This window comes from Streptomyces sp. NRRL S-118, from assembly GCF_000716335.1.
In the GTDB taxonomy this organism is placed as follows: Bacteria; Actinomycetota; Actinomycetes; order Streptomycetales; family Streptomycetaceae; genus Streptomyces.
In genome coordinates, this window is the sequence record NZ_KL591002.1 from 672,123 (window position 1) to 698,731 (window position 26,609).

Sequence of the window (26,609 nt, forward strand, 5' to 3'; positions counted from 1 at the left end):
GGGCGCGGCGCACCGGGCGCGGAGCCGTGCCGCGCCTCCGGCGGTGCGGGAGCCGTGCCGCGCCTCCGGCGATGCGGGAGCCGTGCGGGCGCATGCGGGAGCCGTGCGGGCGCGTGCGGGCGATGCGGGAGCCGTGCGGGCGCATGCGGGCGATGCCCCGTCGGGGAAGGCGTCGAGGCGGCCGATCGGCCGGTCGTGGTCGCCCGGGTGGAGCAGGGTGCTCGCCGTCGACGCCGCGCCGGGAGGCGTGGGGTCAGGCCGCGGCCCTGAGGAGGCGGCCGGTGATGGTGGCGAGCCGCCGGCCCTGGTGGCGGGCGGCACTCAGCACGTTCTCGCCGGGGGCTCCGGCGGCCGAGGGGTGGGCGGTGCCGTAGGGGTTGCCGCCGGCCGCGTAGACCACCGGGTCGGTGAAGCCGGGCGGGACGATGAGCGAGCCCCAGTGGTGCATCGTGTTGTAGAGCGCGAGCAGCGTGGACTCGTTGCCGCCGTGGGTGTTGGCGGCGCTGACGAAGCCGGTGACGGGCTTGTCGACGAAGGCGCCCTGCTGCCACAGACCCCCGGTGGAGTCGAGGAACTGCTTCAGCTGGGCGGAGACGTTGCCGAACCGCGTCGGCGTGCCGAAGGCGTACCCGTCGGCCCACGCCAGGTCGTCCAGGGTGGCGGTCTCCACGTCCCGGGTCGCCTCGACGTGCTCGCGCCAGGCGGGGTTGGAGTCGATGGCCGCGTCGGGGGCGAGCTCGGGAACACGGCGGAGCCGGACCTCGGCACCGGCCTTCTCGGCACCTTCCGCCACCGCGAGGGCGAGCTGGTGGACGTTGCCGGTGGAGGAGTAGTAGACGACGGCGATCTTCGGTGCCATGACACAACCCTTCATCAAGACCTCGAAGCGGATTCTTATCCGCTTGCGACCCCGAGTTAACCGGATAGGAATCCGGATAGCAAGAGGGTGGGTGGAGCTAACCGGATAGCTTTCCGCTCCGGGGGCTATGCTCGGAGGCATGAGTCCGACGCCGCCGCGCCCCCCGCAACGCATCGACCTGCCGCTCGCGGACCGGTCCGTGAGTGAGCGGCCGGAGCGCGCGGACGCCGCGGACAACCGCCGCCGGATCCTCGAGGCCGCCGCCGCGATCGTCGCCGAGAAGGGCCCCGGGGCGCTGACCATGAACGCGGTCGCGCACGCCACCGGTATCGGCGTCGGCACGGTCTACCGGCGCTTCGGGGACGTCGCCCGGCTGCTGCTGGCCCTGCTCGACGAACGCGAGAAGCGGTTCCAGGAAGACTTCATGGCCGGGCCTCCGCCGCTCGGGCCCGGCGCTCCGCCCATCGAGCGCCTCCGCGCCTTCCTGCACGCGCTGGCCGACCGGGTCGCCGAGCAGCAGGACATGATGCTCGCGGCGGAGACCGCGGCGCCGCTCGCGCGGTACGACAGCGGCGCCTACACGACCATGCACATGCACACGGCGATGCTGGTGGGCCGCATCCGCCCGGGCGCGGACGCCGCGCTGCTGGCCCACATGCTGCTGGCCCCGTTCATGCCGAGCCTGATGCACCACCTCACCCGCGCCGACGCCCGCGCGCTCGACGCCGTCAAGGCGGCCACCGACGAACTCCTGCTGGGCCTGGCGCGGCCGGCACCCTGACGCGGACGGCCCCGCTGCCGTCGGCAGCCCGGACATCCGGATACCCGGCCACCGGGCTACCCGGCCGTCCGGCCCCGACTACCGCAGGGAGGCGGCCTCGCGCAGGGCCGTCAGTACGCGGGCGACCGCCGGGGCGGATTCCGAGCCGCGCCGGACCGCGGCGATCACGTGGCGGCGCGGCTGGTCGGCCTCCAGGACCCGCATCACCACCCCCGTGGACCGCTCCGCGGCCGCCATGCGGGGCACCAGGGCGACCCCCATGCCCGCCTCCACCATCGCCAGGATCGCCGTCCACCCGGCCGCCGAGTGCGCCTGTTCGGGCAGGAAGCCGGCTGCCTCGCACGCCGCCGTGGTGATCTCCGACCAGGGACCACTGCCCCCGAAGATCCACCGCTCCCCCGACAGGTCGGCCAGCCGCAGCCCGGGGGCGCCCGCGAGCGGGTGTCCCGCAGGCAGGGCCACGTCCAGCGGGTCTGCGAGCAACGGCACCCGGGTGAAGCCGGGGTCCCGGACGGTCGGTGCGTGCGCGGCCAGCGACAGCGCGAGGTCCACCGCGCCGGCGGACAGCAGCTCGTACGCCTCGGCCGCCTCCGCCTCCCGCACCCGCACCTCCAGGGCCGGGTGAGCGGTGCGCAACCGCAGCACCGCCGGCACGACGAGGGCCGGCACGGCGGTGGAGAACGCCCCGACGCGCACCTCGCCCGCCTCGCCCCGGAGATACCCCGTCAGTTCTGCGTCCGCGCGCTCCAACTGGGCGAAGACCTCTTCGGCGTGGCGCAGCACCAGGTGGGCGGCGTCGGTGAGCCGCACCCGGCGCCCCTGCGCCTCCAGCAGCCGCACGCCCAGCTGCCTGGAGAGGTTGGCCAGCTGCTGGGAGACGGCCGAGGGGGTCATCAGCAGCGCCTCGGCCGTCGCGGTCACCGTGCCGCGATCGCGGAGTGTGCGCAGGATCCGGAGCTTCTTGATGTCCCACTCGGTCATGCCACGCAACCTATCCGCCGGCCCGCGGGAGGGCTTGTGAGGCCCAACACAAGGATTTTTCCGGCCAGTCGGCACGCTGGAGGGTCTTTGGCGTCCACCGGACACCGCAGGCGGATCCGGTTGCCCGGCACTCCCGGGGACTTGGACACTCGGAGTCACGACCACCGCGGACGCGGCGGCCGTTCGACGGGCTTTCGTCCTGAAAGATCCGCAGGGGGGAATCCGCATGGCATTGCGCAAGGTGACCGCGGCGTTGTTCGCGGTCCTGGCACTCACGGCCACCGCAGCGATCGGGCCGGCCGCTCCGGCTGCCGCCGCGACCACCCTCCCCGACCCCGCCCTCGCCCACCCGGGCCACTCCCACGGCCGCCACCCCGGCTTCACCGCCGCAGCGGAGGAGGCGGGTCTGGACGACGACGAAGCGGAGGAACTCCAGCGGCAGGTGGACCACTACGTCGCCCGGCAGGGCGGAATCCAGGTGGCTCTCAACCGGGTCGCGGTCGCAGGCATGGGCGAGATCGTGCTGCCGCTCCCCGGCGCACGCCAGGCCCGCGCCGACTGCCCGGCCCAGAACTTCTGCATGTTCACCGGGCCCGACTTCACCGGCGCGCAGTTCAACCTCTACCGGTGCGCCACGTACACCCTGGAGAACTGGACCGGTGACGGGTCCTGGATCAACAACCAGACGCCGGGGACGCGGGCCAGGTTCCTCGACCGAAACCGGAACACCATCCACACCACCCCGGGTGCGTACTCGGCGAGCTCCCGCCACAACTGGGACCCGGTCTGGTACGTCGTCAACTGCTGACCCCTCCACCGTCCCACCGCCTCAGCTTCCGCCTCCGCCTCCGCCTCCGCCTCCAAGGCATCGTGTCCCCCGGCCCGCCCGGCCTCCCCGGCACGGCGGGCACGCGCGTCCCCCGCGTCCCGCACCTCCGTCAGCTCCCGCACCTCTCGGCCCCCCGTCCCCGCACCCCGCACCCCGAGTCCCGGCCTCCCCGCCTCCCCGGGCATGTGAGGCCTCCTCCGCCGGCCGACCCCCGGCGGACGAGGCCCTCACATCGCTGGGACCCTCACATCGCCGGGGCCCTCACATCGCCGGGGCCCTCACCTGCTCCGGCTCGCCGCGAGCACCACGCCGCCCAGGATCAGCGCCATGCACACCACCTGCAGCGCCCCCATCGCCTCGTCGATCAGCAGCCACGACAGCAGCGCCACGCACACCGGCTGGAGGTAGTACACGGCTCCCGCCCGCGCCGCGCCGATCAGGGAGACGGCCTTGTTCCAGGCGAAGAAAGCGAGCGCCGAGGAGAAGACCCCGACGTACACCAGCGGCGCCACCGTGCCCGCCGCCACCTCGAAGCCGCCCTGCACCACGAGACTGATGCCGTACGCCGGCAGCAGCATCACCGCCCCCAGCACGAAGGTCGCCAGGAGGAAGGCCGGCCCGCCGAGTTCCACGGGCCGCCGCTTGAGCAGGGCGCTGTACGAGGCGAAGCACACGGCCGCCGCCACGATCCAGAGGTCGCCGGCGGCGAAGTCCGTCCCCGGGGAGCCCCTGCCGACCAGCAGCACGACTCCGGCGCAGGCGATCAGCATGCCGGCCGCCCGGCGCGGGCCGAGCCGGGCGCCGCCGAGGCGCTCGTACACCGCCATCAGGACCGGGGAGGCCGCCATGACCATGCCCATGGTGCCCGCGGAGGTGGTCGTGCCGGCCTGGTTGACGAGGGTGTTGTAGACGGTGACGCCGAGCAGCGCGGCGAGGGACACGAAGCCGAAATGCCGGCGCAGGGCGCGGCGCTGGCGCCAGGCGGCGCCGGCGGCGAAGGGTGCGACGGCGAGGACGGCGACGATCCAGCGCCAGAAGGCGGCCTGGACGGGCGGCACGGAGTCGTGCAGGGCCCGGGAGGTGACGAAGCTGCCGGACCAGACGAGCGTCGCGACGGCCGCGAGGAGGAGGCCGAGGCCGGGCACCAGTCCCCGCCTCTTCGCGATCGCCGTCCTCTCGGGGTCGATCCGGACACGGGCCACAACTGCCACGGGAGTCCCTCCTGCGTACGCGCTCTCCGGCGCGTTCCGTGCGGTCGCCCCTACCGTCGCACCGGCGCTCCGTCCAGGTCCATCGAAACTTCCTGAGCCTTCCTTTCAGTGGAGCTGAACGTTCGCGGACGAGGATCCGGGGACCGCTGTCCGGCGAGCGTCGCCCCGAAGGCGAGGGCCATACCGAGCAGCTGCACCGGGCCCAGCGCCTGACCGAGCAGGACCCACCCGAGGACGGCCGCCGTGAGGGGCGAGAGCGGGCCGAGGAGCGTCACGGCGGTCGCCGTCAGCCGCTCGATACCGCGGAACCACAACCAGTACGCGACGGCCGTGTTGGCGAGCGCGAGGTAGGCGTACCCGGCAGCACCCCGCGCGTCGAGAGCCGGCGGCGCGCCCTCCACCAGCAGGGCGACGGGGGCGATCAGCAGCCCGCCGGCGCTCAGTTGCCAGCCGGTCATGGCGAGCGGCCCGACCCCGCGGGGGCGGCCCCACCGCTTGGTCAGCACCGTGCCCGCCGACATCGACGCGGCGGAGGCGAGTCCCGCGAGCACCCCGACGAGATCGAAGGCGGCCCCGGCCTTCAGGACCACGAGGCTCACGCCGAACGCGGCGGCGACGGCAGCGAGCAGCGAGCGCACGGTGGGCCGCTCGCCCAGCAGGAGCGCGGCGAGTCCGACGACGAAGAGCGGGCCGACCGAGCCGACGACGGCCGCGACCCCGCCAGGAAGGCGGTAGGCGGCGAGGAACAGCAGCGGGAAGAACGCCCCGATGTTCAGGGCCCCCAGCGCCGCCGATTTCCACCACCAGGCTCCGCGCGGCAGCTTCCGGGTGATGGCAAGCAGGGCCAGACCGGCGGGCAGTGCCCGCATCAGCCCGGTGAACAAGGGCCGGTCGGGCGGCAGCAGCTCGGTGGCGACGACATAGGTGGACCCCCAGGAGACGGGAGCCAGCGCGGTCAGCGTGACGACGGCGGCCTTGCGGGACATCGGTGTTCCCCCTCCATTTAGCTCAGCAATAAGTAGCTTAGCGCTAAGCTACTTACTTGCAAGTATCTTTCTTGCTCCTCCCCGATCGGTGAAGGGAGACTGCGGCCATGACCTCGACACCCCGCCCCGCGCCCCGTCCCCGGGAACAGGACCCGGCCGCACCGGACCCGGTCACCCCCGACCCGGTCGACGCGATCACCGCACAGTGGGCGGTGGTACGCCCGGACCTCGACACCCTCCCGATGGCCGTCTTCGGGCGCATCTACCGGCTCGGTCACGCGATGGCGACCCGTACGGACAAGGCGTACGCGCCCCACGGCGTCGCTCGTGGCGAGTTCGACGTCCTGGCGACGCTGCGGCGCTCGGGAGAGCCGTACACGCTCTCCCCGCGGGAGCTGTCGGCGACGCTGATGCTGACGACCGGCGGCATGACGGGCCGTCTGGACAAGCTGGAGCGGGCCGGGTTGCTGGTCCGCAGCCCCGACCCCCACGACCGGCGCGGCCTGCGGGTGACGCTCACGGAGCGGGGCCGCGAGCTGGTGGACGAGGCCGTGGCGGCCGGGCTCGCGGTCCAGCGGGCGGCCCTGGAAGCGGCCCTGGACGAGACCGAGGCGCAGCAGTTGTCGGCGCTGCTGCGCAAGCTCCTCGCGGCCACGGGCGCGTAGCGCCCGGCCCCTGACTCCCGGCCCCCTGGCGCCCGGCATGCGGCACGCGGATCGGCCCGGACGCGGCGAGGGGCGGAACGCACGTAGGCGCCACACAGCGGCATCCCGCTGTGCAGCGCCTACGGAAGAGAAGGCGGCGTGGTCCCTAGCTCTGCTTCCTGGACTTGTCGAGCACCATCACCAGCCCGGCGATGACCAGGAACAGCAGGATGGGGGCACCGACGAACAGGCCCAGCGTCTCGGCCACGCTCAGGCCGCTGCCCGGGTCGTCGCCGTCGTCCCGGACGAGTGCGAGCGCGGGGGACGACATGAGCAGCATCATCAGCGTCGTACCGGCCGCGACGGCGCCGGCGCGCAGGGCGTTCTTCTTGTCCACGGTGCAAACCTAGCGAACGCCTAAGGACGCCGCGCGCCCGGGGGTCCCATAGGGGGCTCCGCATCCGGTTCCGCCGCCGGCTCCGGGGGCGCCGCGGGCGCGCGCAGCTCCGCCATCAGGGCGTGCAGCCGGGGCGAGGCGGCCAGCTCCTCCAGGCTGACCGGCCGGCCCTCGGCGTCGGCGATGGGCAGCCGCCAGTTCGGGTACTGGTCCCAGGTCCCGGGCAGGTTCTGCGGGCGCCGGTCGCCCACCGCGTCGGGCAGCCACACCCCGGCCATCCGCGCGGGCGTGCGCCGCAGGAAGCGGTAGAAGGCGCGGATCTCCGCCTCCTCGTCGCGCGGGCCTCCGACCGGGAGGAGCCGCAGTTCCTCCAGGTAGGCCAGCCACTCGGCGGCGTCCCTCGCGTCCTCGGCCCGCTCCTGCTCCAGCGGCCCGGTGAGCAGGCCCAGCCGGTGGCGCAGCTCCACGTGCTCCCCGGTCAGGCGGGCGGCCGTGGACGGCAGGTCGTGGGTCGTGGCGGTGGCCACGCAGTCCGCGCGCCAGCTCTCCGGGGGCAGCGGCCTGCGGTCGCCCTCCCAGTCGCGTTCGAACCACAGCACGGACGTGCCGAGGACGCCGCGGCGCTGCAGGGCCTCCCGGACGCCGGGCTCCACCGTCCCGAGGTCCTCGCCGATCACCACGGCGCCGGCGCGGTGCGCCTCCAGGGCGAGGACGGCGAGCATGGCGTCGGCGTCGTACCGGACGTACGTGCCCTCGGTGGGCTCGCGGCCCTCGGGCACCCACCACAGCCGGAACAGGCCCATCACATGGTCGATGCGCAGGGCGCCCGCGTGCCGCAACAGCCCGCGCAGCAGGTCCCGGTAGGGCGTGTAGCCGGAGGCGGCGAGCGCGTCGGGACGCCAGGGCGGCAGGCCCCAGTCCTGGCCGCGCGCGTTGAAGGCGTCCGGCGGGGCGCCCACCGACATGCCGGCGGCGAACGCGTCCGCCTGCGCCCAGGCGTCGGCGCCGTCCGGGTGCACGCCGACCGCGAGGTCGTGGACGATCCCGACGTCCATGCCCGCTTCCCGGGCGGCCCGCGCGGCGGCGCCGAGCTGTTCGTCGGTGAGCCAGGCGAGCCGGCAGTGGAAGTCGATCCGGTCGGCGAGCTCCTCCCGCTCCCGCGCGGTGGCGGCGGACCGCGGGTCGCGCAGGTCGGCCGGCCACTGGGACCGGTCGGAACCGTACCGCTCGACCAGCGCGCACCAGGTGGCGTGGTCCTCCAGCGCCTGCCCCTGCGCGGCCCGGAAGCCTCGCAGGGAGGCGTGGCGGCCGGGGCCGAGCGGCACGGCGCACAGCAGCTCCAGGGCCCGGCGCTTGAGCACCCACACCGCGTCCCGGTCGATCAGCTCGCCCTTGCGGAGCACCTTCTCGCGCAGCTCGCCGGCGCGGGCGACGAGCGCGTCGAGCTCGGCGCGGTCCTCGGCCGTCAGGTGGGCGGACGCGTACGCGTACTCGGGGACGTCCTCGACGCGCAGGTGTACCGGGTCGGGGAAGCGCCGTGAGGAGGGCCGGTACGGGGAAGGGTCGGTGGGCGTGCCCGGCACGGCCGCGTGCAGCGGGTTGACCTGCACGAAGCCGGCGCCGAGCGCCCGCCCGGCCCAGTCCGCCAGCTCGCGCAGGTCGCCCAGGTCGCCCATGCCCCAGGAGCGCGAGGACAGCAGCGAGTACAGCTGCACCAGCAGGCCGTAGCCGCGGGCGGGGGGCTGCGGCACGCGGGCGGGGGCCACGACGAGCGTGCAGTGCGCGGTGCGGCCGTCGCCCGCGCGCGCCTGAAGCCGGTGGACCCCGAGCGGCAGCGCCGCCCAGTCGCCCGGCTCCCGGGTGACGCCGTCCTCGGTGGTGAGCCGCAGGGCGGTGCCCGGCGGGAGCGTCACGAGGGGGCGTGGCAGGCGTGGTGCGACGTCCTTCCACAGCACCAGCGTCGGCGGGAGCAGCCGCCGTGCGCACGTCTCCTCGACGGCCGCCAGGGAGACGCGGATCGCCTCCGGGGTGGCGGCATCGACGTCCAGGGCGGCGAGGACCTCGACCACCGTGGCGTCGGGGACCGGGACGGTGACGCCCGCGGACGGGGAGTACGCGGTGGCGACACCGTGCAGCGCGGCGAGCCGGGCAAGGGTCATTCAGGCTCCTGGGGACTCCGGTCCGCCGGCCGTGCGGTGCGCGGTCGGCTCGCTGGTGAGGGGGGTGAAGTCGGTGAGGGCGGGTTCGCTGGTCAGCGGGGTGGCGTCGGCGAGCGGCGGCTCGCTGGTGAGGGGCGTGGAGCCGGCGAACGGCGGCTCGCTCATGAGGGGACCGGCGGGGGCGGGTGCCGGGCCCGGGACCTGTTTGGAGAGGGCGGACATCAGGAGCTGGGCGGATGCGGCCACGGTGGCCTCCTCGGGGGTGCGGGCGGTGCCGGTATGGGGCACCGCTGAACAGGGGACACAGCAGCCCTACCCAGCGCACGCCGACGCATCCGCCCTACGTGGCGTGCGTCACAGGGCCCCCCGGGGGCGGGAGTTGGGCCACGGCTCCTACCCCGGTAGGCAAATACGACACAACGGCCACGCACATTGACACCTCCAGCGAGGGGGTGGTGGGCTCGAAACCGTCCGGTCCAGCCACCGGCAAAGCTACTCGCGGAACGACGAAGGACGAGGGGAGACGCGCGTGCAGTTCGGGCGCAGGAAGCGGACCGCCACCGCCGTCGCGGTCGCCGTGATCGGTGGCCTGCTGGGCGGCGCCCCGGGTGCGCTCGCCGCTCCCGGCAACCCCGGCTCCCCCTCCACCGCCGTGCCCGACCCCGGCCGCGACGCCGCGCCGCTGCCCGCCGTGTGGCCGCGCCCCCAGTCCCTGCGTCCGGCGGGGGCCGCGATACCGCTCGGCGCGGACGTGACCGTCGTCGCGGGCGAGGGCTCCGATCCGTACGCCGTGCGCGCCGTCGAGGACGTGCTGCGCGGGGCGGGCGTGCGCACGGTCCACACCGGGCCGGGCGTCACCGGCCGCGGACCGGTTGTGCTGATGGGCGGACCCGGCGCGCAGAACGCGCTGCGCGCTCTGCGGGCGCCCGAACGCGCCGATCTGCCGTCCGGCGGCTACCGCATCGCGACCGGCCGGTACGCCGACCGGGACACCGTCGCCGTGGACGGCGTCGGCGAGGACGGCCTCTTCCACGCCGTGCAGACGCTGCGCCAGCTCATAACGGCGACCGCGGGAGGCGGCAAGGCCGTGCCGGGCGTCGTCGTACGCGACTGGCCGGGCACCGCCGTACGCGGCATGGCGGAAGGTTTCTACGGACAGCCCTGGAGCCACGCGCAGCGCCTCGCGCAACTCGACTTCATGGGCCGCACCAAGCAGAACCGGTACCTCTACGCGCCCGGTGACGACCCGTACCGCCAGGCTCAGTGGCGTGACGCCTACCCGGCGGCGCAGCGCACCGAGTTCCGCGAGCTCGCCGAGCGCGCCCGGCGCAACCACGTGACGCTCGCCTGGGCGGTGGCGCCCGCGCAGTCGATGTGCCTGGCCTCGGAGGACGACGTCAAGGCGCTCAAGCGCAAGGTCGACGCGATGTACGCGCTCGGGGTGCGCGCCTTCCAGCTGCAGTTCCAGGACGCCAGCTACGACGAGTGGCACTGCTCCCGGGACGCCGACACCTTCGGCTCCGGCCCCGCGTCCGCCGCCCGGGCGCACGCGCGCGTGGCGACCGGACTGGCGCGCCACCTCGCCGACCGGCACCCGGACGCCGAGCCGCTGTCGCTGATGCCGACCGAGTACTACCAGGACGGGGCCACCGAGTACCGTTCGGCGCTCGCCGCCGAGCTGGACCCGCGCGTGCAGGTCGCGTGGACGGGTGTCGGGGTGGTGCCGCGCACGATCACCGGCCGTGAACTGGCCGGTGCGCGCGACGCGTTCAAGCAGCACCCGCTCGTCACCATGGACAACTACCCGGTCAACGACTACGCGCAGGACCGTATCTTCCTCGGCCCGTACACCGGCCGGGAGCCGGCTGTCGCGGCCGGGTCGGCGGTGCTGCTGGCCAACGCCATGGAGCAGGCCGCCGCTTCCCGCATCCCGCTCTTCACCGCCGCCGACTTCGCCTGGAACCCCAAGGGCTACCGCGCCCAGGAATCGTGGCGGGCGGCGATCGACGACCTGGCGGGCGGTGACGCGCACACCCGCGAGGCGCTCGCCGCTCTCGCCGGGAACGACGCCTCCTCCATCCTCAGCCCGGAGGAGTCCGCCTACCTGCGCCCCCTGCTCGGTGCCTTCTGGCGTACGCGCGCCACACCGGACGCGGCGGCCCGGGACCGGGCGGCCCGGGAGCTGCGCGCCGCCTTCACGGTGATGCGCGAGGCCCCGCAGCGGCTGGCCGGCGCGGCGGAGGGCCGGCTGGACGACGAGGTGCGGCCCTGGCTGGAGCAGCTCGCGCGGTACGGCCGCGCCGGAGAGGCCGCCGTGGACATGCTCCAGGCCCAGTCGCGGGGCGACGGCGCGGCCGCGTGGCGCGCGTCCCTGGAGCTGGAGCCGCTGCGTACCGCGCTGCGGGCCGGCTCCGTGAAGGTCGGCCGCGGCGTGCTGGACCCGTTCCTGGAACGGGCCGTCACGGAGGGGGCGGCGTGGACGGGCGCGTCACGCGACGCGGGCACCGCCCGGCGCGGGCCGACGGCGTACACGGTGCACCTGGACCGGCCGCGGTCCCTGGAGGCGGTGACCGCGATGGCGGTGCCGGCGGCGGCGGGCGGTCCGGCGGACGGCCCGGCGACCGGGGCGGCGGACGGCGGCGTCGAGGTGCACGTACCGGGTGAGGGCTGGCGGCGCCTGGGCGCCCTGTCGCCGACGGGCTGGACGCAGGCCGCGGCGCGGGGCCTGCGCGCGGACGCCGTCCGCGTCACCTGGACCGGCGCCCCGGTGGACGTCCGGGCCCTGGTGCCGTGGTTCGCCGACGAGCCGCAGGCCCGGCTGGAGCTCGGACGCACGGAGACGGACGCGGTGATCGGCGGCGCCCCGCAGCGGGTGGACGTCGTGCTGTCCGCGCAGCGCCCGGGCGAGGTGCGCGGCGCGCTCACGGCCAGGGCGCCCAAGGGCCTGAAGGTCACCGTCCCGAAGCGGACGACCGTCCCGCGCGGCACGGCGGCCACCGTGCCGGTCGCGATCACCGTCCCGAAGGACACACCCGCGGGCGAGTACCGCGTAACGGTGTCCTTCGCCGGCGAGGAGCGCACCCTGACCGTGCGCGCCTACCCGGCGACCGCCGGCCCCGACCTGGCCCGTACGGCGACGGCGTCGTCCTCCGGCGACGAGACCCCCGACTTCCCGGCGGCGGCCGCGAACGACGGCGACCCGGGGACCCGCTGGTCGTCGCCCGCGGAGGACGGCGCCTGGTGGCAGGCGGAGCTGCCGCGGCCCGTCCGCCTCGGCCAGGTGGTGCTGCACTGGCAGGACGCGTACGCGGCGAAGTACCGCATCCAGGTGTCGGCGGACGGCCGCACCTGGCGCACGGCGGCGACCGTCCGGGACGGCAAGGGGGGCCGCGAGACGGTCCGCATGGACGCCCCGGGCACCCGGTTCCTGCGCGTGCAGGGGGACGAGCGCGCGACGCGGTTCGGCATCTCGCTCTTCGGGGTGGAGGCGTACGCGGTCACGCCGTAGGCGTCCGCCCGCGCCGGGGCCCGGAGCGGCGCGGACGCCGGGGCGGCACGCGGCCCGGACGCGTCACCGGGCACGGAGGCCCGGCAGCGGACACGGACCGCGGCACGGGTCACGGGCAACGGCACGGTTCACGGACCCCGGCCCCCGTGCCACGGGCGCACCGGCCACGGCACGGGTCACGGACTGCGGACCGCGGCACGGGTCACGGACCACGGGCGACGACACGGGTCACAGGTCACGGACCGCCGCCCGCGGGGTCACGCAGGGTTCCGTTGCCCGGGGCCCCGGGGCAACGGGATCCCGGGGCAACGCAAAGGCCCGGACCGTGGGCATCAGGCGGAGATGCCGTCGATCCGGGCCATGGCGTCGTCAGCGCCGTACGGCTGCAGGTAGGGCAGCCAGCGCGGGTCCCTATGGCCGGTCCCGATGATGCGCCAGGCCAGGCCGGAGGGCGGGGCGGGTTGCTGGTGGAGCCGCCAGCCGAGCTCCCGCAGGTGCCGGTCGGCCTTGACGTGGTTGCAGCGCCGGCAGGCGGCCACCACGTTCTCCCAGGCGTGCTTCCCGCCGCGGCTGCGCGGAATGACGTGGTCGACGCTGGTTGCGACGCCACCGCAGTACATGCAACGCCCCCCGTCGCGGGCGAAGAGGGCCTTGCGGGTCAGAGGAACGGGCCCCCGGTAGGGGACCCGGACGAACCGCTTGAGGCGGACGACACTGGGTGCCGCCATGGCACGGGTCGCGCTGTGCAGGAAGGCGCCGGACTCCTCGAGGCATATGGCCTTGTTCTCGAGGACGAGGACGAGCGCGCGGCGGAGCGGTACGACGCCGAGGGGCTCGTACGACGCGTTGAGGACCAGGACATGCGGCACGGATGCCTCCTTGTACGCCGGCGGCGCGTGGCTCGCGCCGGGACGATCTGCTCTCAGTCTCTCCTCATGCCAGGTCGAAGCGCCACCACGTACCGGTAACGGGCTCGGAGTGTTTTCGACCACACCCTCTTGTCATCCCCAGGTGAGACATACCTCTCCCTCGAACATGGCAACGGACCCCCCTCGTTGTCCCGTTAGATTGTTTTGTCTGCTCTTCATGCCTGGAGGTACCCCACCGTGCACTGGTCCGCCGTACTGGCTGCCGACCCCACACCCGCGCCGGTGTCGCTCGACGAGGCTGCGAAGCAGGCCAACGAGGCCGCGGGCTGGGTCGAGGAGAACTGGTCCACCTGGCTGAACACCGGGCTGCGCATCCTGCTGATCCTGGTGGTCGCCTTCGTCCTGCGGATGCTGGTCCGCCGGGCGCTGACGAAGCTCATAGAGCGCATGAACCGCAGCGCCCAGGCGGTCGAGGGCACGGCGCTCGGCGGCCTGCTGGTCAACGCGGAGCGCCGCCGCCAGCGCTCGGAGGCGATCGGCTCGGTCCTGAGGTCGGTCGCGTCGTTCCTGATCCTCGGCACCGCGGGGCTGATGATCCTCGGCGCCTTCAACATCGACCTGGCCCCGCTGCTCGCCTCGGCGGGTGTGGCGGGTGTCGCGATCGGTTTCGGCGCGCGCAACCTGGTCACGGACTTCCTGTCCGGCGTTTTCATGATCCTGGAGGACCAGTACGGCGTCGGGGACTCCGTCGACGCGGGCGTCGCCTCGGGCGAGGTGATCGAGGTGGGCCTGCGGGTGACGAAGCTGCGCGGCGACAACGGTGAGATCTGGTACGTCCGCAACGGCGAGATCAAGCGGATCGGCAACCTGAGCCAGGGCTGGTCGACGGCGACGGTCGACGTCACGGTGCGCCCCTCGGAGGACCTGGACCACATCCGCGCCGTGATCACCGCGGCGGGCGAGGCCATGGCCAAGGAGGAGCCCTGGAACGAGCGCCTGTGGGGCCAGGTCGAGGTCCTGGGCCTCAACGAGGTGCTGCTCGACTCGATGACGGTCCGCCTCTCGGCCAAGACCATGCCGGGCAAGTCCCTGGGCGTGGAGCGCGAGCTGCGCTGGCGCATCAAGCGGGCCTTCGACGAGGAGGGCATCCGCATCGTGGGCGGCCTGCCGCAGCAGGCCGACGACGAGCCGAAGCCGGACCCGACGGCGGGCATGGCGCCGCCGTCGGCCTTCGCCAACACGACCTCGCCGCAGTCGGCGGCGGCGACCCCGCTGACCCCGACGGCCCCGGCTCCGGCTCCGTCGCAGCAGCCGGCGCCGAACCTGACGAAGTAGTTCTCACTCCATAGAGCGCATGCGGTAGGAATACGTTCCTACCGCGCGCTACGGTGAGTGGCATGACCGCACGGAAGCTGTCCATCTCCGTCCCTCCCGAAGTCGAGGAGACGATCAAGGCCGCGGCGGCCGAGGAAGGCAAGCCGGTCTCCGCCTGGCTGGCCGAAGCGGCCGTGGAGAAGGCGCACGTCGCGGCACTGCACGCCGAGGCCCGAGCAGCCGCCCGTGAGCTGGTGGCCGAGTACGAGAGCGAGCACGGGGCGCTGCCGAAGGAGTCCCGGCGGCGAGCCCGGGACTTCCTCGTGGAAACCGGCCTCCTCGACGAAAACCAGGAATGGCGGGCGGCCGGCTAGTGCCCGCGATCGTCTACGACACCGGCGCCCTGGTGGCCGCCGAGCGCCGCCGTCCTGACTTCCTGGCCCTCCACGACGAACTGACCGCGGCCCGTATCCGCCCGCTGGTTCCCGTGGTCGTCCTCGCTCAGGCCTGGAGGGGCGGCCCGCAGCACGGCATCTCCCGCGCCCTCAAAGGCTGCGACATCATCCCGGACACCGAACGCCTCGGCCGCGCGGCGGGCGTCGCCTGCGCCGCGTCCCGCACGTCGGACGTCGTGGACGCGATCGTGGTGTCCCTGGCGGTCCAGCACCAGGCCCCGGTGGTCACGAGCGACCCGGAGGACCTGACGCACCTGGCGGATTCGCTGGGCGTGAGGCTGCGGTTGTTCACGGTCTGAACTTCCGGAGCAATATCGCCACCTTGGCGGCAATGGTCGCACCGTGGATGCGGGCACATCTCATCTCGAATTATCATCGTTGTTACATGGAGCCCGGCAGTGCAATGCACGCTACTTAAGCATGACGAGCCGATCATCAACTTCCGCATTATTCCAAAGGACCGTCTCACCCTCGAATTTCCCTAGCCATAGAGTCAAGGTGCACCGGTCTGCAAATTTCAAGAAAACTGCGGTCGTACCTTCACTATCCCTGGCACTCCATGTACCTTCGCCGCTCTTGACGCCAACAACTGGCGAGTCAGCGGAGCATCCATAGTACTCCCCAAAAAGTCTCTCGGACGTAAACGCACCCCCCTCCCGCAAGATCAACAGAGAATCTTTAGGGCCACTCCAGCTTCGCATCACAAATTCTGCGTCACGCACTTCGGCCTTGGGAACCTTAGCGCTCGAATCTTCCAGGGAGGCACACCCTGATAGCCCGATGAACATCGATACCGTAAGCACAGCAGTGACAACTCTGCGCAAGCGCCCCAACGAGGCAGGCCTATTATCGGCAAAGCTCATTAAATCCCCTCACTTCGTCGCAAATATAAGCAAAGCTGCCTGCAAGTGGAGTGCCGGGCACGTCCACTTGCAGGAACACATTGCGACCCTATGCGACCCACACGAGCCGGGTCGGTCAAAAGTATATTACGGTCTGGAATGTGATTGTCATGTGATGGGACGTCATCATCCCGTTCGAGCCGAGCATCCTTGTGGCAATCACCCCGTCGTGATCTACCCACCGCTCAATAAACCTCTGCGATGGTGTTTCGTACCCCGTAGCAATGTGAGCGAAGGACGAAGCCGTCATGGAGTTTTCGATCGTCATTCTGGCTTGTATGCCCTTATGGTTGGCTCGAATGATCTTGTACCTTGTCTGATACGACCCCAGCACCGCTGTAGCTACGTTGTGATCTCCTGTGAGCATGGATTTCGCATCTTTTCTGAACTGTCCTCCATGATCAGTACCATCAGCGATCGAGTAGCGAAGTGCACCTTCGGTCAACCCCTCTTCCCTATACCGCTTGGCTATTTCGGCTCGTTGAATCGCCGTAAGGTCCGAAGCCATTACTTGTTGAGCCACCCGACTATCCTGGCCATAGACTTCAGCCGACTCCAACACACCGAGGAACCATTTGGCGCCTATCTCTACGAGTCCGTCATCTCCACCGCCAGTGATGGCATCACCAGGATTGCAGCGCGGGTCAATGGGCATGGCCGCACAGAAACGCGTTTGTTCATACCCCGGTTCTGCGAACAAGGGGTGTATGTAGGGAAGGTCCACTGGCGCGGGCCCTACGAGGGGGCCAGCGCCAGCACCGCCTCCGCACCTTCGAGGAGTCGGACAACCAATCACTGTGCTGCTGCCTGAGTTGCCACCGCTGGCTGTGCCAGTGTTGCCGCCGGAAGTGGGTCCTTTCTTGCCGCCTCCCGGCCCGCCGCAGCCCCGGCCCGAGCAGCCGGCGTGCGCTCCGTCGGGCCGGTCGTTGCCAGGAGCATTGCCGACGGTGCTCGTGCCGCCCGTGCCGCCGGTGTCGAAGTAGGGGCTGTTGTCGCCTTCCCATGTGAACAGGCCGGTGGGATCGGCATGCGTCGTGGGGTTGTTGTTGGCGTAGACGTATCCGTTGAGCGACTGGTGCTGGTCCAGAGCGAGCAGCGGGTCGACGCTGATGAACTGGCCGATCGCCGGGTCGTACTCGCGGGCGCCGATGTGGGTCAGGCCCGTGGACTTGTCGGCCGGCTTGCCGAGGAAGGCCTTGTCGTCGGGCCAGGTGGTCGGCGCGGTGCCGCGCGGGGCGCCGAAGGGGGTGGTGTAGCGCTTGGTGACGGCCAGGGTGGTGGCGTCCAGAGCCACGCTGCTGGTGCCGTGGTGGTCGGCGGCCAGGAAGCTGAGCTTCGTGCCCGTGACTCCCGCGGTGGCCGTGCGGACCGCGACTGTCTGGCCTGCGGCACTGTAGTAACGGGTGCCGCTGAGCGTCTTGGTGGTGCCCTTCGTGGTCAGGCGGACCTCCGTGCCGCCGAGGTAGAGGACGGTGTCTCCGTCGCCGGTGGCACGGCGGACGAGGAGCTCGCCGGAGGCGTCGTACAAGTAGCTGGTGCCCAGGGCAGGCTTGGTTCCGGCCGCCGGTTCGGTGGTGGCGGCCAGCTTGCCCTCGGTGTTCCACGTCAGGGTCTGCTGGGCCTGGGTGCCGGGCCGGCTGGTGGTGTTGCCCGCCTTGTCATGGGCGTACGTGGCGTTCTTCGCGCCGGTCGTCCTGGCCAGCGGGTGCGGCTGGGCGGCGGCGGTGCCGTAGGTGTAGGTGGTGGTCTTGTCACCCGAGGTGGTGTGCTCGGTCTCCGTGGTCCGCTGGCCCGCCGTGTTGTACGCGTAGGTGGTCCAGTAGGGAGCCGCGCCGTCGAGGCCGGCGGTGGCCGGGGCCGTGGCGCAGTCGGGGGTCTTCGGTGTCCAGGCGTCCTTCAGGCGGCGGTGGCCGTCGTAGGTGAAGCACTGGTAGTCCGGCTTCGCCGTGCCGCCCTGCGTGGTGGCGTCGAAGATCGACGTGACGTTGCCAGCGGGGTCCTGCGAGAACTGCAGTTCCTGCGGCATGTAGGCGTGGACGTCGTCGGTGACCCACGACTTGGTCAGGCGCCGTGTGCCGTCCTCATAGCTGTAGTTGAGATACGCCTTCTTGGCGGTCTGACTGACTCCCAGGTTGAGCTGGCGCAGGTCACCCTGCGGGGAGTACATGGCCGCCTGGACGTACCCGGTCATGCCCTGGGTGGACTCCAGCTGCCCCAGTGCGCCGTACTTGAACGCGACCATCTCGGAGGGCAGGCCGGCCACGGCCGGGCTGCTGGCCTGCTTGAGGGTTCCGTCGAGGTGGTAGTACGTCACTGCCGACAGCGTCTTGGGGACACCTGCCTGGACGAGCGGGTCGCTGTCGGGCAGGGTGAGTGATGTGCCGTTGGGCCGGTACAGCGGGTCATAGCTGGTGACCTTCTGGGTGTAGGCCTTGCTGGCCGTCTGGTTGACGCCGTTCTCGTAGCGGACGGCTGTGTCCTGCTGTCCCTTGGCGAGCGTGTCGAAGGTCCAGGCGGCGAGCTTGCTCGCGTCCGTCTTCGTTCCGTCCCACAGGCCCGTCCTGCGGCCGAGGGCGTCGTACTCGGTGACGAGGGTCTTGCCCCGGGAGTCCGTGGTCGTGATGGCCTGGTCGAGTTCGTTGTAGGTAGTGGTCGCCTTGCCCTTGTCCGGGTCGGTCGCGCTGCTCTGGCGGCCGAACAGGTCATAGGTGTACGTCCACTTGGCCTTGTCCGGGCCCTCTACGACGGCTTGCTGTCCCGCGGGTGCGTAGGTGTAGTTGGTCGCCGTGTAGTCGTCGCCGGTCGGTTGGGTGCCGCCGTACTCACGGCGCTGTGTGGTCTGGCCGAGGGCATTGGTGACCACCGCGGCGGCCTGTCCGCCGGCCGGGGCGGTCGTGGTGACGGTGTCACCCGTGTAGGCCGTGTCGATCGACCAGCGCAGAACGTTCCTGACCTTGGTCTCGGCCTTGACGGGCCGGCCTGCGCCGTCGTAGGTGGTGTCGGTCTGCAGGGGGGCCTGGCCCCCGTCGATCTCCACCATGGTGCCGGACGGGGCAGCCGTCTGGTCCCAGATGTCGGAGTGGACGGAGGTCGCGATGCCGCGCTCGTCGTACCGGGTCAGTGCGATCAGACGACCGCCGGCGGGTGAGGGCGACTGCGTCTGCCGCGGGCGCAGGAGGCTGTCGTAGATCTCGTAGGTGGTGTTGTAGCCGGTCCCCTGGTTGTTGAGTGTGCCGGTGGACACCCAGGACAGGTCGGTGGACGTGACGTTGTAGGTGTAGACGTGGTTCGGGCTGAAACCACCTGAGCGCGACATGTTCGGCAGCCAGACCTTGGTGACGCGGCCGAGGCTGTCGTACTCGCTCTCGGTGATCTTGCCGTTGGGGTCGGTCGCTTTCAGTGCCGCGCCGGTGGCGAAGTCCACGAGCGTCGTTGCCGTGTGCGACTTGGCGTTGGTGACGCTGGTCGCGGTGAGCGGGCCCGCAGCGGCGGGGGTGTAGGTGGTGGTGGCGGTGGTGGAGTCGTTGGTGTCCTTGACCGTCAGAGGGCGGCCGAGGGTGTCGTAGGTGGCTGTCGAGATCTTCTGCCACACGGGCTGGTCGTCGGTGCCGTACGACTTCGCCCGGCCGGTCCACTGCGCCTCGCCCTTTGTTGGCTTCTGCGCCGCGGTCCACGTGAGGGAGTCGTAGGCGGTCGCGGTGTCGGCGATGACGTCGCCGGGCACGGCGGAGGTGGCGGGCAGGTCCAGGGCCGTTTCGGCGGTGGCGCAGGGCTTGGCCGTCGTACGGCTGCGCGCGACGAGGCTGTTGATGCCGAGAGTGTCGTTGCGGGCGTACCAGGTGCGGGTGCACTTCTCGTCACCGGTGACCGCGGTGTCGCCCTTGTCCTCGACGGTCTCGGCCATGCCGTAGGCGTCGTACGCCGTCGCCGTGGAGCGGATGCGGTCGCGGGGCGGTGAGACGGTGGTGATGCTGGTGCGGGCGTGGGTGGCACCGGTGCGGACGAAGTACGCCTCGGTGTCGGCGTACGACTTGTGCTGGGTGGCGGTCCGCCTGGACCACGGGTCGTTGACCTGGCCGCCGATCTCGGGGCCGGTGGCGCCGTTGTAGGTGACCGATTCGCGCGTGAAGCCGGCGTACTGGTCGGTATCCGTGATGGCCGGGGCCTTGATACCGGTGACGGTGGCCGTCTTGCGGGCGTCCTTGTCGGGGAGTTTGCCGTCGGCTCCGAGGACGCGGTCGCCGTTCATGCCGCGCATGTAGACGGTGACGGTCTTGGACTGCGTCCTGTCGGCCGCGCCCGTGAGGTGGGTGACCTTGCCGAAGCCGCGCCAGACGGACCAGGTGCGTTCCTTCTCCTTGACCAGCGGGTCCTCGTTGTAGTGCCAGGCGCCGCCGCCCTCGTAGGTGTAGGTGTGGCGGACGGTGGCTGAGCCGCCCTTGGGGTCGGCGGTGGAGACCTGCGAGACGGGGTACTTGTGGAACCAGTCGAGGACCGGGTCCTTCTCGCCGTTCGGGGACCAGTAGACCGGGTAGCAACGACGGGTGTTCTCGTCGACCTTGGGCTTGGCCTGACCTGCGAGGCAGTCCGCCTGCAGGTAGTTGACGATCGTCTGCGCGCCCGTCTCGGACGTGACGACGTAGAGGCGGGGCTTGTTCAGCGGCAGGATGTTGTCCTGGGCGCCGTCGACGCGGTTCGGGCGGAACTCGTGGTCGAGCCTGACCGGGTCGAGGGTGATCGGCGTGCCGCGAAGGCCGGTGTGGCGGATCTCTTTCAGCCACAAGGACTGGTCGGACGAGTCCCCGGTGTCGCCCGGGTCCAGATACACCTGCGTGAGCGCCCAGCTGTCCACTGCCGCGAAGCCGGGGGTGGTGGCTCCCGCGTCCCAGGCGTGCGTGGTCACGGCGGTCATACGCTTGCGCGTGAAGAAGGACGGACCGGTGATGCCGGTGCACTTGGCGCCGGCCTGGCAGATCGCGTCCAGCGGCACGTCCGGCCAGTTGTCACGCGTGTCCGGGTCGAGGTTGCTGCACCCCGTGCCGGACTGGATGCAGCGCTCCGCGTAAGCGAAGACGACCTTGTGCGAGGCGGCCGGGGCGCCGGTGAACAGTGCTCCGGCACGCTGACCGTAGCGGATTTCCTCCAGGTACCCGCCGCGGGTGTACGGGGTGCCGGTGGTGTCGTCACCGAGCTTGTCGTAGTGGTTCTCCTCGGCCTCGTACCAGTAGCTGGAAGCGTTGCCATGGGTGTCGACGACGTAGTCGAGGTTCCACCGCCAGGCCTGCTTCTTGTCACGGGTGGAGAAACCGGTGCCATCCGCGTAGCCGGGCTCGCCCGCGTCGTCGCCGAAGACCGGGACGGTCCACACGGACTCAGTGCGCTGGTCGGCCGGTGCGCCCTCGAGCTTGTTGAGGCCGAAGACGTACTTGGTGCCGTCACCGGTGATGACGGTCCAGTGCTCACCGTTGTCGTCGCCGTTGTCCGCGCCGGTGGAGTGGACGACGGTGGAGGCGTCGTCGTTCTTCAGCCGCCACGTGCCGGTGGTGTCGTCCTTGACGAGCTCGCTGGCCTTGCCGTTCAGGACCAGGGAGGCGTTCTCGTACTTCCAGCACAGGTCGAACTTGTCGGTCTGCCCGTCGTCGTCGCAGGAGCCGTACTTGCGCTCGATGTACGACGAGGTGATGTCGAAGCCTTCACCGACCGTACTGCCCTGGTTGTTGGTGTTGGCCGTGCGGCCGTCCACGCTCCCCGAGTCGTAGGAGATGCTCAAGCCCGGCTTGGGTCCCGCCGCCGGGGCGGGGATGCGCAGCGGGTAGTTCCAGGTGTACGAGCCGGAGGAACCGCCGGCCTCCCAGGTCGCGGAGGCGGCAAGCGGGGTGGCCTTGTAGTCGCCGGACCCGGAACTCGTGCCCGCGGCCACCGCGAGCACCAGGGTCTGGCCGGCGGCAGGGGCGGACGCCGACTTCGGCATGACGGCTGCGCGCCGGGCCGAGGTGACGGTGGGCTTGAAGGCCAGCTGCGCGTCGAGGCGGTTGACCTTGCGGTGGTTGGTGAAGGGCACCGGCGTACGGGTGCGGCACTTCGCACTCCCCGGATCCTTCAGCGCGCAGTCGGGCAGGCGCAGCACCTGGAGCCGTCCCGCCCAGTCACCGCCGTAGGCGGAGGCGAACCTGCCGTAGTCGATGGCCAGCTCGGCCGCTCCCCCGGACGCCGGTGCGGTGACCGTGAGGACGACACCCTTCACACCGAGGGCGGCGGCGCGCTTCTGGTCCAGGACGTTGACCGTGACCGAACCTGTGGGCGCCGTCGCACTCCTGGCCTTCTCAGCCGCCTTCGCAGGTGCCAGGGCCACCGGCAGGCGGCCCGGCCGCGCCTTCGCAACACCGGACGACGGCAGCGAGAGCGTGGCGGTCCCGGCCGAGGGCCAGACGACCGCTTGGTCCTGATCAGCTCTGGCCTGAGCAACGTCCGCCTTGGCGTCCGCGACAGCCTTCGCCAGCCGAGTGGCAACTTTCGGGTCCAGCTGGGCGTCGAACCGTGCCACCTTCTGCGACTGCGGCGCCGGCAGGTCGGGACGGCCCAGGGGATCGGGACCACTCGCCGCGAAAGCCGGAGCTGTCAGCAATCCGGGTATCAGGGCCAGACCGATGGCTGCGGACATGGACCGCACCGAGAGAGACGCTCTTCTTCGGTATCTGCCTCGCCGGAAGGCGAGGGGCGTGGGCTTGCTCATGGTTCTCCTGTGGTAGGCCGCAGTTCGGGCGGCGTGATGAAGGGCCCGTCGGGGCGCCTGGCGACTGGATGAATGCGCTGGTGGGATGAGCGTGGCCACTGGCCGGGAGTCAGCCGGAGCTGCGCCACCTCGCCGGATGCGCAGGGGCATCCTGAGAGCTACGGCTCAGGCGCCGAGGACCTTGGTGAAGACCTGGTACTCACTCATGGCACCCACCCATACGCGCAGGCTCTGCAAGCTTCCCGGCAGGTAGTGGCCCGTGGTGCCGTTGGCTGAGCCACGGCCGGCGCTGAGCGCACCGCTCCCCTGACCAGGGGCATCGAGGGCGGAGTCTTCCCGGTGAGGCTGGCGCTCGAGATTCACGTACAGCTGCGTGTTACCGGAGGTGACGCCGCCGTCCGGGGACTCCGCCGCGTCGTAGACCCCCGTGACCTGCACCCAGGTATCCGTCACAGCCAGGCCGAGTGAGCTCACGAACTTGGTGACGGGCTTGCCTGCGGCGTCGATGACCGTCCGGCCGAACTTCCACCTGTACCCGGTGTCGTCCTTCTCGGCCCACAACGCCCAGGAGGATTCACCAGGCGTGGTCGCAGCCTGCCCGAATACATACGCGCGATATCCGGTTGCCTTGCTCGCGAGTACGGCATCGTTCAGCTTCACGGTGGCCGAGACGGTGAAGGAACCCAGCTCATCGACGACCGGACCGGTTCCCGTGACGTATCCCGCACTGCCGTTCAGCACAAGGCCGTTGTCCTCGCCGGGCAGCGATGCCCCCGACGCCGACAGCGCCAGGCCCCCGACCGGGTAGGCGGACTGGTTCGGCAGTGAAGTGCCCGTGGCACCGACGGCGTTCCAGTGCGCGACCAGCGCCGTGCTGGGCTGGTCGTCCACGGGCTGGACTCCCTTGGCCTCGCTGCGCAGTTCCTCGGCCGTCAGCGCCCGGTGCCAGACGGCCACCTCGTCGATGTTGCCGCGGTAGTACTGTGAGAAGGTCTTGTCGGCACTCTTGGTCTTCGTCCGTCCGAACTGCAGGCCGTTGGTCGGCGTCCAGGCGGTGTATGCCGCGGACTGCGATGAGGCCACGACCGGTTCGCCCTGCGGGCGCCCATTGACGAACAGCTGAATGGTGTCGTTCTTCGGGTCGGTGTCGTTCTTCGAGTCGAAGACACCGGCCAGGTGTGTCCATACACGAGCGGTGGCCGGCTGGGTGGCGGCTGTCACGACGTCCAGGGCATCGGCGGTGTCGCGCGTCCCGCGCTTGAAGACCCATGTCTTCTTCGTAGCCGAGTACATCAGCGTGAAGGCGGAGTCGTGCTCACCTGGCGCAGACAGTACGGCGCGATTGGCGATGGTATCGGTGAGGTAGGCCCAAGCGGACACCGTGAACGAGTCCTTCGCGTTGACCGCCGGGGTGTTCGTGTCGGCGTAGCCCCGTTGCAGCGCGGGGTCCATGACGGCCGTGTTGAGCGCGATCGAGTGGTCCTCGTCGCCTCGGCGGCCCAGCGGTGACCACGTCACGGTGGTCGTGCCCTGGGGTTGTCGCAGCGTGGCGTCGTGCCGGACGGTGCCCTCGGTTCCCGTGTCCGCGGCTGTCGAGCCGGTGGTTTCGGCGAAGCTCCAGCGGCTCGTCTCCGCGGAGCCCGGGGCGACCTTGAACACGAACTCGGCCGGCGTACCGGTTCGCTGCCGGACATCGATGGCCTCGACGGTCAGTACGTGTGTACCGGCCAACGAGGGGATGACGTCCGGAACCGTGGCTGTTGCGCCGCTTACCGTTTTGGCTCGGGTCACTGCCGTGGTCATCAGGCGCCACCGGTAACCCGTGATGTCCTTGTCGGCGATGTTCGGTGTGAAGGTGAAGCTGCCCGGCTCCCCCGGTCCGCCGTGCCCCTCGCAGAGCGTCGCGGTGCACTCTGTGTACCCCTTGCCGTCGATCAGGTTGGACCTGATCGCTGGAGCCTTCGGCGCGCTGGTGTCGACCTTGAAGTAGCACCAGGCCGAGCGTCCGGACGACAACTTGCCGTTCTGTCCGTTCCAGGTCCAGTAGGACTCCGTCAGTACGTTGAACCGGTAGGTGACGCCGTCGGCCACACCGTCGATCTCGTACCGCTCCAGCGTGTCGTCAGGGTCTGAGCCCGTGGACGGAACGTTGGTCTTGAAGGCGTCGGCCCATGTGCCATCGCTCTTCAGGTACTGCGTGTGGAACAGCGCACGGAGCGATCCGCGGAACTCGTTACCCTGCGGCTGCTGCTGCGTCTGCACCATTCCCTGGATCCGCGGCTTTTCGAACGTGACGATGGTGGGGTCCGACACGTCCCGCGCGCAGTACTGCTGCTTCCCGAGGCCGGGGATCACGCCGACGTTGTTCGGCAGGTGCGGCTTGGGCACGTAGATGACCTGAAGGTCGGCGTTGTCCTCGAACCGCTTCCACGCGTCCGGGTCGCTCTCGTCCTTCGCCTTGAGCATCAGCGTCAGGCGCGAGAACGAACCGTTGGCGAAGTTCCGGACCGTCGCGGTCAGGTTCTCGTCCGTCTCGGCCGGGTTGTCGTGGAACTCGATCCACTTGTCCGGCTGCTCCGGCGAGCAGTGCTCACCGCGGCCCGCGGAGACGTTCTGGTCCCCCATGTGGTCCAGCTCCGCCGGGCCCGGCCACCTGGTGGCCTCCGACATGTTGTTCGTACGCACCAGCTCGATCTCATGCGGCGTGCAGGAGAACGACCACGTCTCGTACGCGCGGAACGTCGCGTCCAGCACGTGCATGCCGGTCAGCTTCGTCGGCGCGAACTCGAAGAGCATGCGGTTGGTGTGGTCGGCGTCGCAGTACCACGGGCCGACGCGGTAGCAGCGGCCCACGCCGTAGTCGCCGTCGAAGTTCCACCAGCGGTCGCCGTCCGAGGAGATGACGGACTTCTCCGAGGCTCCGGTGCCGATCGGCGGGTCGATGTAGACGGGGAAGACGGTGTCCTTGCCGCGCAGCAGCCCCAGGTCCGGGACCACGGTCACCGAGCCGTCGGAGACCTGCACGGGCAGGACGGCCGTGGCGTCACCGGCGTCCGGCTGGGCCGGGTCCGCCGCACCCTCGGCCGACTCCGGGCCTTCGGCAGCCGGCATCAGCTGCGGCTGCACACCGTCACCGGCGCCACCGGAGTCACCGGAGGAGTCCCACATCATGCCGGCCGGGCCGCTGAACACCGCGTTCCCGTCACCGTCGAGCGCGCGCAGGCCGCCACCCGCGCCCGGCACGATGTCCAGGCCCTCGCCCCTGGCCGACAGGCTGATCCGGTTCAGCTCCGGATTGGCCGCGGCCTCGGCGGACTTGACCACCAGCACTTCGCGGAAGCCCTCGGGGGTCGCCGTCAGCTGCAGGTCGACCCCCTTGTAGACCTCGGGGTACGTGGCAGTCGCCCCCGAGAGCGTGGGCGACGGCAGAGCCTTCGGCCAGCCGAGCTCCAGCGCGCCGCGCGGCGAGGCGAGGCGAATCAGGTCCGCACCGCTGCCACCCCCCGAGAACGACACGTCCACGACCGCGACCTTCGGTCCGATCGTGCCGTCCGCCCGCTTCTCCAGCGTCACGTCGATGCTGCGCCACGAACCGTCCTCGGCGCGGGCCCGCTGCGGTGTCACCGACTGCGTCAGCGTGTACGTGCCGTCCGGGTTCGCCATCGTCCGCGTGTACTCGGAGCGCTCCGCGACGACCTCTACCGGCTCACCGGTCTCGGCCGCGAGCGTGGATGCGATCCGGGCCGTCACACCCTCGGCCAGCGCTCCTCCGGCCGCGGCGTCGGCCTGTTGTACGTATCCCGACGCGCCGGTGGCGATGAGCGCGAGGCTCACCGCCACCATCACGCTTCTGCTGCCTCGTCGTCTTCCTGTACGGACAGACATGTCTCGCCCCACCCCCGGGCCTCCCCAGGCCCGCCTAGAACACACGTTTGCTTTTGACAACGCGTGGACGTTACGGAGCGACACAGGTGTTGGTCA

Annotated in this window: 17 protein-coding genes; 7 read left to right on the forward strand and 10 right to left on the reverse strand. The window is 71.2% G+C overall.

Annotated features, from left to right (window positions below; all coding sequences use genetic code 11):
• Positions 1 to 253 precede the first annotated feature (253 nt).
• Entirely contained in the window at positions 254 to 859 is a 606-nt protein-coding gene (wrbA, locus tag IH00_RS0106470) for an NAD(P)H:quinone oxidoreductase (RefSeq protein ID WP_031070525.1), read from the reverse strand.
• Positions 860 to 998: 139 nt separating this feature from the next.
• Here wrbA and IH00_RS0106475 point away from each other — a divergent pair, with 139 nt between their 5' ends.
• On the forward strand, positions 999 to 1,640 hold the full coding sequence (locus IH00_RS0106475) for a TetR/AcrR family transcriptional regulator (protein WP_031070527.1): 642 nt from the start codon (positions 999 to 1,001) through the stop codon (positions 1,638 to 1,640).
• Between the two features lie 78 nt (positions 1,641 to 1,718).
• Here the strand turns inward: IH00_RS0106475 and IH00_RS0106480 are convergent, their stop codons facing one another.
• Positions 1,719 to 2,621 carry a LysR family transcriptional regulator gene (locus IH00_RS0106480; RefSeq protein WP_031070529.1) on the reverse strand — a complete coding sequence of 301 codons (903 nt, stop codon included), beginning with the start codon at positions 2,619 to 2,621 and terminating at the stop codon, positions 1,719 to 1,721.
• Between the two features lie 226 nt (positions 2,622 to 2,847).
• Between IH00_RS0106480 and IH00_RS38800 the strand changes: the two genes are divergently transcribed.
• Complete coding sequence (locus tag IH00_RS38800; protein WP_107064408.1) at positions 2,848 to 3,429, forward strand: peptidase inhibitor family I36 protein; 582 nt, start codon at positions 2,848 to 2,850, stop codon at positions 3,427 to 3,429.
• A 299-nt stretch (positions 3,430 to 3,728) separates the two neighbouring features.
• On the opposite strand, the gene IH00_RS0106490 is transcribed toward IH00_RS38800, so the two are convergent.
• Both IH00_RS0106490 and IH00_RS0106495 read right to left on the reverse strand, forming a co-directional pair.
• Positions 3,729 to 4,661: a DMT family transporter gene (locus IH00_RS0106490; protein WP_078887572.1), complete on the reverse strand. Its 933-nt coding sequence runs from the start codon at positions 4,659 to 4,661 to the stop codon at positions 3,729 to 3,731.
• Positions 4,662 to 4,711: 50 nt separating this feature from the next.
• The gene (locus tag IH00_RS0106495; RefSeq protein ID WP_031070535.1) at positions 4,712 to 5,647 is read right to left on the reverse strand and encodes an EamA family transporter; all 936 of its coding nucleotides are present in this window, start codon (positions 5,645 to 5,647) and stop codon (positions 4,712 to 4,714) included.
• A 107-nt stretch (positions 5,648 to 5,754) separates the two neighbouring features.
• Here IH00_RS0106495 and IH00_RS0106500 point away from each other — a divergent pair, with 107 nt between their 5' ends.
• A complete protein-coding gene (locus IH00_RS0106500; protein ID WP_078887573.1) occupies positions 5,755 to 6,312 on the forward strand; it encodes a MarR family winged helix-turn-helix transcriptional regulator in 558 nt (185 codons plus the stop codon).
• 145 nt (positions 6,313 to 6,457) lie between these two features.
• Here IH00_RS0106500 and IH00_RS0106505 read toward each other — a convergent pair whose 3' ends face one another.
• From IH00_RS0106505 to IH00_RS0106515, 3 genes are read right to left on the reverse strand one after another with little or no spacing between them, the layout of a single operon-like run.
• Positions 6,458 to 6,688 (reverse strand): hypothetical protein, encoded by a 231-nt coding sequence (locus IH00_RS0106505; protein ID WP_031070539.1) that lies wholly within the window; start codon positions 6,686 to 6,688, stop codon positions 6,458 to 6,460.
• Positions 6,689 to 6,708: 20 nt separating this feature from the next.
• Positions 6,709 to 8,847 (reverse strand): 4-alpha-glucanotransferase, encoded by a 2,139-nt coding sequence (malQ, locus tag IH00_RS0106510; RefSeq protein WP_031070541.1) that lies wholly within the window; start codon positions 8,845 to 8,847, stop codon positions 6,709 to 6,711.
• Entirely contained in the window at positions 8,848 to 9,093 is a 246-nt protein-coding gene (locus tag IH00_RS0106515; protein WP_031070542.1) for a hypothetical protein, read from the reverse strand.
• A 283-nt stretch (positions 9,094 to 9,376) separates the two neighbouring features.
• Here IH00_RS0106515 and IH00_RS0106520 point away from each other — a divergent pair, with 283 nt between their 5' ends.
• A complete protein-coding gene (locus IH00_RS0106520) occupies positions 9,377 to 12,355 on the forward strand; it encodes a glycoside hydrolase family 84 protein (protein WP_031070544.1) in 2,979 nt (992 codons plus the stop codon).
• Between the two features lie 332 nt (positions 12,356 to 12,687).
• On the opposite strand, the gene IH00_RS0106525 is transcribed toward IH00_RS0106520, so the two are convergent.
• On the reverse strand, positions 12,688 to 13,224 hold the full coding sequence (locus IH00_RS0106525; protein WP_031070546.1) for an HNH endonuclease: 537 nt from the start codon (positions 13,222 to 13,224) through the stop codon (positions 12,688 to 12,690).
• Positions 13,225 to 13,461: 237 nt separating this feature from the next.
• Between IH00_RS0106525 and IH00_RS0106530 the strand changes: the two genes are divergently transcribed.
• From IH00_RS0106530 to IH00_RS0106540, 3 genes are all read left to right on the forward strand, one after another.
• The gene (locus IH00_RS0106530) at positions 13,462 to 14,559 is read left to right on the forward strand and encodes a mechanosensitive ion channel family protein (RefSeq protein ID WP_031070547.1); all 1,098 of its coding nucleotides are present in this window, start codon (positions 13,462 to 13,464) and stop codon (positions 14,557 to 14,559) included.
• Between the two features lie 62 nt (positions 14,560 to 14,621).
• Positions 14,622 to 14,912, forward strand: a complete 291-nt coding sequence (locus tag IH00_RS0106535) for a DUF1778 domain-containing protein (RefSeq protein WP_031070550.1) — start codon at positions 14,622 to 14,624, stop codon at positions 14,910 to 14,912.
• Positions 14,912 to 15,292, forward strand: coding sequence for a PIN domain-containing protein (locus tag IH00_RS0106540; protein WP_107064409.1), 381 nt, complete (start codon positions 14,912 to 14,914; stop codon positions 15,290 to 15,292). Before IH00_RS0106535 ends, IH00_RS0106540 begins: the two co-directional genes overlap by 1 nt.
• A gap of 679 nt (positions 15,293 to 15,971) precedes the next feature.
• Here the strand turns inward: IH00_RS0106540 and IH00_RS0106545 are convergent.
• Together IH00_RS0106545 and IH00_RS0106555 are read right to left on the reverse strand one after the other, a co-directional pair.
• Entirely contained in the window at positions 15,972 to 22,556 is a 6,585-nt protein-coding gene (locus IH00_RS0106545) for an RHS repeat-associated core domain-containing protein (protein WP_031070554.1), read from the reverse strand.
• 237 nt (positions 22,557 to 22,793) lie between these two features.
• The gene (locus IH00_RS0106555) at positions 22,794 to 26,471 is read right to left on the reverse strand and encodes a laminin G domain-containing protein (RefSeq protein WP_078887574.1); all 3,678 of its coding nucleotides are present in this window, start codon (positions 26,469 to 26,471) and stop codon (positions 22,794 to 22,796) included.
• Positions 26,472 to 26,609: the final 138 nt, after the last annotated feature.

Bases quoted from the DNA above. Each gene is read 5' to 3' on its own strand.
- IH00_RS0106535 (WP_031070550.1), top strand. From the start codon at position 14,622: ATGACCGCACGGAAGCTGTCCATCTCCGTCCCTCCCGAAGTCGAGGAG.
- malQ (WP_031070541.1), bottom strand. From the start codon at position 8,847: ATGACCCTTGCCCGGCTCGCCGCGCTGCACGGTGTCGCCACCGCGTAC.
- IH00_RS0106500 (WP_078887573.1), top strand. From the start codon at position 5,755: ATGACCTCGACACCCCGCCCCGCGCCCCGTCCCCGGGAACAGGACCCG.
- IH00_RS0106495 (WP_031070535.1), bottom strand. From the start codon at position 5,647: ATGTCCCGCAAGGCCGCCGTCGTCACGCTGACCGCGCTGGCTCCCGTC.
- IH00_RS0106480 (WP_031070529.1), bottom strand. From the start codon at position 2,621: ATGACCGAGTGGGACATCAAGAAGCTCCGGATCCTGCGCACACTCCGC.
- IH00_RS0106475 (WP_031070527.1), top strand. From the start codon at position 999: ATGAGTCCGACGCCGCCGCGCCCCCCGCAACGCATCGACCTGCCGCTC.
- IH00_RS0106545 (WP_031070554.1), bottom strand. From the start codon at position 22,556: ATGTCCGCAGCCATCGGTCTGGCCCTGATACCCGGATTGCTGACAGCT.
- IH00_RS0106555 (WP_078887574.1), bottom strand. From the start codon at position 26,471: ATGGTGGCGGTGAGCCTCGCGCTCATCGCCACCGGCGCGTCGGGATAC.
- IH00_RS38800 (WP_107064408.1), top strand. From the start codon at position 2,848: ATGGCATTGCGCAAGGTGACCGCGGCGTTGTTCGCGGTCCTGGCACTC.
- wrbA (WP_031070525.1), bottom strand. From the start codon at position 859: ATGGCACCGAAGATCGCCGTCGTCTACTACTCCTCCACCGGCAACGTC.